The sequence below is a fragment of the Streptococcus oralis genome (genome assembly GCF_026782375.1).
GTDB lineage: Bacteria > Bacillota > Bacilli > Lactobacillales > Streptococcaceae > Streptococcus > Streptococcus oralis_CL.
Genome location: NZ_JAKUWJ010000007.1, coordinates 1 through 7,907, shown reverse-complemented (window position 1 = coordinate 7,907; position 7,907 = coordinate 1). Strand labels below are relative to the sequence as shown.

Here is a 7,907-nt window from a genome sequence, read left to right as displayed (position 1 = left end):
GTCAATATCCTGTTTCTCAGTTCTTTGAGTAGTTACAGTAAGTGGTTTTGTTCCCACAAGTACGATTTGCTTAATAGGTTCGGTTTGTTCGTCAGAGATGACGCGAGACGAGATCACAGTATTGTTTCGGTTGTCAATAGTATCTTCGTGAACAATAGTTCTAGTACCTTTAACACCAGGGGTTTGAATCTCTTCTTCACCAACAAATAGCTTGTCAGAAGGAACTTTAACGATATCAAAGTCAATATCCTGTTTCTCAGTTCTTTGAGTAGTTACAGTTAGTGGCTTGGTTCCAACTAATACAATCTGGTTGACAGGCTGAGTTTGTTCGTCAGAGACAACACGAGACGAGATCACAGTATTGTTTCGGTTGTCAATAGTATCTTCATGAACAATAGTTCTAGTACCTTTAACACCAGGGGTTTGAATCTCTTCTTCACCAACAAATAGCTTATCAGAAGGAACTTTAACGATATCAAAGTCAATATCTTGTTTCTCAGTTCTTTGAGCAGTTCTAGTAAGTGGTTTTGTTCCCACAAGTACGATTTGCTTAATAGGTTTAGTAGTGATACTATCAGAAACTTGTTCTCTTGAAATTAGATCATTTGTATCATTATCACGGATTTCTCGATAAGAAACAGTACGGATTCCTTTGACACCAGGAGTTTTGATGACAGAATCACCAACGAAAATAGTATCATCGTTTACATATTCTGTTTCGAAATCGACATCAAACTGATCAAATGCTCCAATAGCTTTGGAAGTTCGTGTACCTACATGGACAATACGATTTTGCGGTGCCGTAGTTACATTTTCATCAGTAAATGTATATTGCGTATCGTTCTTCAAACCAATTGGAAGATTTTCATAGCGATAGGCCATCTCAGTTGTTTGAGTTTGTTTTTTAGTGTCAGTGTAACTATACGTTTTAGTGGCTATCATAATTTTGCCATCTGTGGTTGTATAGTCTGCTCGAAGCAAGCCAGGAATGCGATCATTATCAGTCGCTTCCCGAATATTTGTTGTCTCGTAGTAATTTCTGAGACCGTAGTTCATGATATTGGTTCCACTTGATTTCTCATAAGCAGAGTTATCAACGCTAGTTGCATAGGTATTTACAATTTTCTTCCCAGTTACCCCAGGAGTTTTTTCAATACTTGTTCCAGCAGCGATTGTCTTGTCATTAACGTAGATTGTTTCATATGGAACAGTCTCTTCTGAACTATTGACTAAGCTAGGAGAACTTGTTGAAAAACGGCTGACTCCCATATTGAATTGAGCGTTATTCTTTTCCTTGTTTGGAGTGAGACGTTCGGTTGCAGGCTTATAGATCGCATTGCCAAGTGGATCGGTTTTCGTATCGGTAGTAGAAACTGTAATTTCTGAGTCAGAAGTGAAGGTATTATTTTCAGTATATCGGACGAGATTGTTCGTTTCTAATACACGAATTGGTAAATCGACATTGTTAGCATAACTAATATTAGAAATTTTAATATCATTACCAATAAAAGCTAGAGGTTGAGTTCGACTCAGTGTATTTGGAAGGTTAGATGGAGTACGAGTTGTATTAATACCAAATCCTAATCCTGGTTGCACTAAAGTTCCGTTATTTCCGCTTAAGCTAATTAATGGTGTTTGTGTTGCAGCATTCGTAGCTAAAGATTGTGTGATTTCCCCAAAGTCAAGATTATTATCTTTAAAAAGTACGCCCTCCGCATTTGTTGAAATAGAAATAATAGGCATTGTCTTTTGTTTTCCGATGATGCCAGGTCTAGTACTCATGAAAGTTTTTTTGACTTTAATGTCATTGTTTTGGAAAACAACAGACCCACGGAACTTATCTTGGACAGCTCGAATATTTTTATCTGCGACATTGAAATTACTAAGAGATTCTGAAATAGTAATTGCTGATAAATCTTTGTTTGGATCACCATAAAGTTCTTCAAGCTCGACTTTATTATTACTAATGTTGATAGAACCAGAACCATATCCCAATCCGTTTGCAAATTTACTTGTGTCAGATAATGTAGCTGTTCCCCTAATATTGTCATTAGAAGAGTTAATCATTTTGATCAAATCGTTGGCTGAGTGTCCTGTGATTTGGTTGTTTTTAATATTAAGTACATAGTTTAGGTAAGGTTCTTGCATACGAACAAGAATAGCATTTGTATTGTAGTCTTGGTTTGTAGCGGTTCTACCTGATGAATCCAAATCTTGAATGCGGTTATTACTAATTTCAAAATAACCTACCGATCCGTCTGCACTCAAGTCCTGAGATTTTTCATTCGTTTGCAAATGAATCGCTTCATACTGGAGATAGTCGTGACCGTGTGTGAATGTCCCATCCAATTTCAAGTCATCTCGTACTAGACGATTCGTTTTATCTTGTGTGACAACGTTGTTTCGAATGACAACATTTTCCATTTTAAAGTTTCGGTTGTAGACAGAGATCCCTAACAAGCGATCTCCGTATGAAACGTTGTTTTCGATTAAAATTCGGTCACCGTCGTGAATATCTAACCCTTTACGGTAGTTGTAGGTACTCGTATTGTTTCGGAAAACAATTCCATTATTGTAGGATCCAGCCTCTGAAGCGAAACCATAACCTGTACTTCCGTTTAATTTGTGTCCATTTTCAGAAGTGGTTGTTCCTTCAATAAGAATATTGGTTTGGTAAGAGAATTGAACTCCAGCCACTCGGTTATTGTGAGTATTACTGTTTAATACTTTATTGTTTTCACCTAAGTTTAGACTACTGAAAGTATAACCAGGAGCTTTTCCAGCAATCAAATTACTCACAGAGCGAGGGCGACCCCAACCAGGTAGAGAAATATTTGAAACACTATTATGAGTGGAACCAAAACGAATTCCAGCTTTGTTAGCTCCACTTGCTTCAACACCTTCAACAGTTACATTATCAGAGTCATTGACGAAGACGCCGTCGACTTTTCCATAGTAAGGCATTCCTTTGACGTAGAAGCCATCGTGTTGTTCTCCAAAAGCTTCTTTTAAGTTTTGGATAGAAACAGATAAATCTTTCACAAGAAATCCATTTTGATTTTCAACTAGCAAAACAGCATGGTCGCGATTGTCAGTATCATTCTCGTTGCTATCCCAAGGATTTCCTAGCTGAACTAAATTTGTTTTTAATACGGTTGTTCCCGGCCCATCCCCAAACAGACCAGTTACATTTGAATGCTCAGAACCGATTTTAATTTGATTAAAGGAGCCATTCTCGCTCTTGCGATAGATAGGCAGTGCTATTCCTGTAAGGTTTTGTCCGTTAGAACTAACATAACGAACAAGTCCATCCGAGTCTACACGAAGATTTTCGTATTCTTCTTTCGTAACATGCGAAAGATTCTGGACCCCATCGATTCGTCCTTTTTGTATAGGCATTGGGACACCTGAACCGTATGTTAAAATCTTATAGTGATCGATTTCACCTTTATCACGAGCCACATTGACAATTCCAGAAAGTTTAACGGCGACACCAGTATGTTGTGTGCCATCTGGATCAGCCATTACGATTTCATTTGCAGCTTTTAGTGCTTTATTAACAGCGAGAGTATCATCTTGGTTATCAGCTACATTCAAGCCAAAATCAGTAGCATTGACATAGTACCATTTGTTTTTATGATCATAGTGAACATCATACTCAACGCCTTCAACAGTTGGTTTTGAAACAACGGTTCTTACATCTTCTGTGATGGCATCCTGAATTTTTTTTGATTGGTTTTCTTTTGGTATTTCAGGAATGGCTTTTGCTTTGATTGCTTCCTCATCAGCTTTTACTTCTGGTTTTAGAGCAGGTTCGATAGATTCAGCAGGGACAGTAGATACAGATTCTGTAGATTGACTTTTATTTGCTTCTACAGGGGTGGATGCGCTTACACTTCGAAAACCACTTCTTCCTGTTTGTTTATTATCTTCAGGCTTTGTAGGAGTTTCAACTACAGTATTAGCACTATCAGATATATTGGAAGAAGGGGTAGAGGGTTGATTTGGCGCTAAACTGGCATCTGTATCATTCACAGTAGGCCTTGGAGTTTCACCCGCTTCATTGGATTTTTCAATCGTTGAAGATGATACTGTAGTAGATTTTAAAACATCTGAGGTCTCTCCTCCGACCTCATTAGCAGCTACGTTATTGACTAATAAGGCTGAAGTGACAATTCCAATTGAAACAGCAACCCAGTGCTTCTTAACTTTTCGCAATTTTTTCATAAAATTACAATTCCCTTTAAAAAAATATTCTATATTTGACCTACAACTATACCTGTATCAATAATGAATTTATGTAATAATCCGTAGAAAATAACCATAATAACATATACAAATATAATGTAGACAATCTATTTTAACAAATCAAGTAGTTTGAGTCAAGAAATCAAACTAGAAAATTAAAATTATTTTTTAACACAAATTATTTTATTCGTAAAATAGTTAAAATTGATTTTCTTTTACTTGACAAAGTGACATGTATCATGCTAGAATGTAGGTGGTTATTTATGTTTAATATTTAAAGTGTTTGGAGGGCTTTAACTAGTAAATATCAAATAATCTGTAATTTCTTCTTCATTTCTCAGGAGAGGGATTAAGAACATTGAAAACAAAATATAGAAAAGAGGGGAAACATGGCAAAAAGCAAAATGCTGAAATTGCTTTCAAAACTTTCAGCTGCAGCTCTTTCTGTCTTGACACTTACATCTGTTTTGACAAATACTGTTAAAGCTGATGACCCAACGCCAAAGGAATTAACGCAAGTTATTACAGGTGTTGAGTTGTTGGATGCTTCAGATACGAAACAGAATGTAACTTCTGAGGGAGATTATGCAGTTCGTACAGGGAATGCCTACAAGCTTCGTGTAACGTTTGATCTCAAACAATACAATGAAAACTTGAACAATGGTGATTATTTCACTTTCGACATTCCTGCACCAATGACAGTCTACAACGGCACTCAAGATTTGGTTGACCCAGCTACGCAAGTAACGATTGGGGAAGCAGTTGTAACATCAAATGGTAATGACAAGGGTGGTAAAGCAAAAATTACCTTGAAAAACTTGGACAAGTACCTAGCTAAAACCGGTGGAGATAAAGTTAAGGATGTATCGGGTAACTTTGCGGCTTCATTCCGCTTCCTAACAGACCAGAACAAGACACCAATTAGCTTTAATTCTTCTTCTATGAAGCAAGAGGTAACTCATACATATACCTCTAAGACAATCACAGGTCCTAAAGTTGGTACTGAAAACTATGCGAAAGCTGGTGGACAAGCTTCTCGTGAAAGCTGGAACTCTCCAAAACTAGCAGCAATCGGATCAGTAAGCTCAGGTAATGAGATGTCAAACTGGCGTGTACGTGTGAACACAGAAAAACAAGATTTTGGACAAAACATTGTGCTTCATGACACAATTCCAAATGATGACACATCTTACACACCAGCTCAATACATTCCAGAAAGCTTGAAGATTTACAAGGCTGATATTACAGGCGGTACTTCTGCTGTTCCTCCAGGAGCAGAACTCATGGTAGAGGGTACTGACTATACAGTTGCTTGGAACTCAAACTATACATCATTTGATGTTACGCTTAAGGACGGAACAACATCTTACTTCGTTACATATAGTACTACCACTCCAAATGATGGTACGAAAGTAGCAAATATCGCAGCCTTGTCTCTAGCAGATGGAACAAAACTTGCACAGAATACAAGTCGTCCAAATGCTCTTAGCATGAAAGCGGAAGCGACTTCCTTGATTTCAGGGACTATTGTGGCTTCTACAGCTTACCAAATTAAGATTAATAAGACAGATGCCTTCACTCTTTCACCTGTTCCAGGAGCAGTTTATACTGTGACAGCAGCAGATGATGCAAGTGAAACAACAGAAGTGACTACGAATGAAAAAGGAGTAGCGCTTACTAAAACTTATGATCAGAAATGGGAAGGTAAAACGTTCAAGATCAAAGAGAAGACTGCTCCAGCTGGCTATAAGCTAGATGAAAAAGAGTATACAGTCAAACTCGGAGCAGCAGGTTCTACGATCAACCTTAAGGACGAGCCTGTTCCAGCTGTGTTCAATGTAACAGCTAAGAAAGTGGTAGAAGGTCGTACAGATAAACTTCCAAAAGCGGATGAGTTTACCTTTAACCTATATACAGCAGAGAACTTGAAGACTCCAGTAGCCACAGCGAAATCAAAAGCTGATGGAACGATTACCTTCGAGAACATTGAAGTAAAAGGTGCGGGAACTTACCACTACGTCATCAAAGAAGATACTTCAGCAGCAATCAATGGTATCACTTTTGATGAAGCAGGTAAGGAAGTTACTGTAACAGCAGCTTTCCAAGGTGGAGTATTGACAGCTTCTGTTACTTCAGCAGAACCAACTTTCACTAACACTTATAAAGCAGCTTCAACAAGCGCGACAATCAAAGCTAAGAAAGTCTTGAATGGTAAAGAGCTTGCGGCTGATGCTTATACTTTCGAATTGAAAGAAAAAGATGCAGTTGTAGCAGAAGCTAAGAACGCTGCTTCAGGCGAAGTTGTCTTCAACGTCAACTACACAGAAGCAGGCGAGCACACTTACACTATTACTGAGAAATCAGGAACAGAAGCAGGTGTGACATACTCAACAGAATCTCACACAGTTAAAGTGACTGTAGCAGATAACGGTCAAGGTCAATTGGTTGCGACTGTAGAAAATGCGGATGCAGAACGTGTCTTCACTAACACTTATAAAGCACCAGTTCCACCGGCTCCAACAGCTACATCAGCAACACTTGAGTTTACGAAAGAATTGACTGGTCGTGCTTTGGTTGATGGTGAATTCCAATTTGAATTGTATGAAGGTACAAAACTACTTGATACAAAAACAAACCAAGCTGGAAAAGTAACATTTAATGCAATCAACTATGATGCAGAAGGTGTTCATACTTATACTGTAAAAGAAGTGAACGCTGGAGCAACTGGTATTACTTACGACACAGAAAAGACTGCAGTGGTAACAGTAACCAAAGATGCAGCAACAAATGCCTTGAAGGCAACTGTTGAATACCCAGCAGGTAGTGTCTTCACGAATAGCTTTAAAGCACCAGCAGTAGAAGCTACGATTGAAGCAACTAAGAAACTTGAAGGTAAAGAACTTGCGGCTGATGCTTATACTTTCGAATTGAAAGAAAATGGTGCAGTTGTAGCGGAAGCTAAGAATACTGCCGAAGGTAAAGTAGCCTTTGTTCGTTCATTCGAAGAAGCAGGTACTCACACTTATACCTTGGTTGAAAAAGTTGGTACTGAAGAGGGTGTTGAATACGATAAGACTGAGCACACTGTAACAGTCACTGTAGTTGCGAATGGTCAAGGTCTCTTGACTGCGACTGTCTCATATGCAGATGGTAAAGCAGTTGTATTTACAAATAAATACACTGTTCCAAACCCAACGCCAGATCCAGCGCCAACGCCAGATCCAGCGCCAACACCAGATCCAGCACCAACGCCAGATCCAGCACCAACGCCAGATCCAGCACCAACGCCAGATCCAGCGCCAACGCCAGATCCAGCGCCAACACCAGATCCAGCACCAACGCCAGATCCAGCACCAACGCCAGATCCAGCACCAACGCCAGATCCAGCACCAACACCAGATCCAACACCAGCACCTCCAGCTACTGAGAATAAAGGTAAAGCTGAACTTCCAAACACAGGGGAATCAGCCTCTATCCTTTCTGCAATTGGATTTGTAGTCTTGGCATTGAGCGGATTGGTATTCTTCGTAAAACGTAAAGCTTAAGCTTTTGTGGAAGAAACATGAAACTTGGTAAGTGAGAATTCTACTTCTCTCTGAAACCTGATAGAGAAAGTCTCTAGAAAATTCGTTTTCTAGAGACTTTTTTTGTACTTCAAA

General features: G+C 38.9%; 2 protein-coding genes. One reads left to right on the top strand and one right to left on the bottom strand.

Features of this window, described 5'->3' with window-relative positions; all coding sequences use genetic code 11:
- A partial coding sequence (locus tag MK409_RS08810; protein ID WP_268706031.1) for a G5 domain-containing protein occupies window positions 1-4,227 on the bottom strand: 4,227 nt, incomplete at its 3' end.
- A gap of 410 nt (window positions 4,228-4,637) precedes the next feature.
- On the opposite strand from MK409_RS08810, the gene MK409_RS08805 reads away from it, so the two are divergent.
- Window positions 4,638-7,793, top strand: a complete 3,156-nt coding sequence (locus MK409_RS08805) for a Spy0128 family protein (protein WP_268706030.1) — start codon at window positions 4,638-4,640, stop codon at window positions 7,791-7,793.
- Window positions 7,794-7,907: the final 114 nt, after the last annotated feature.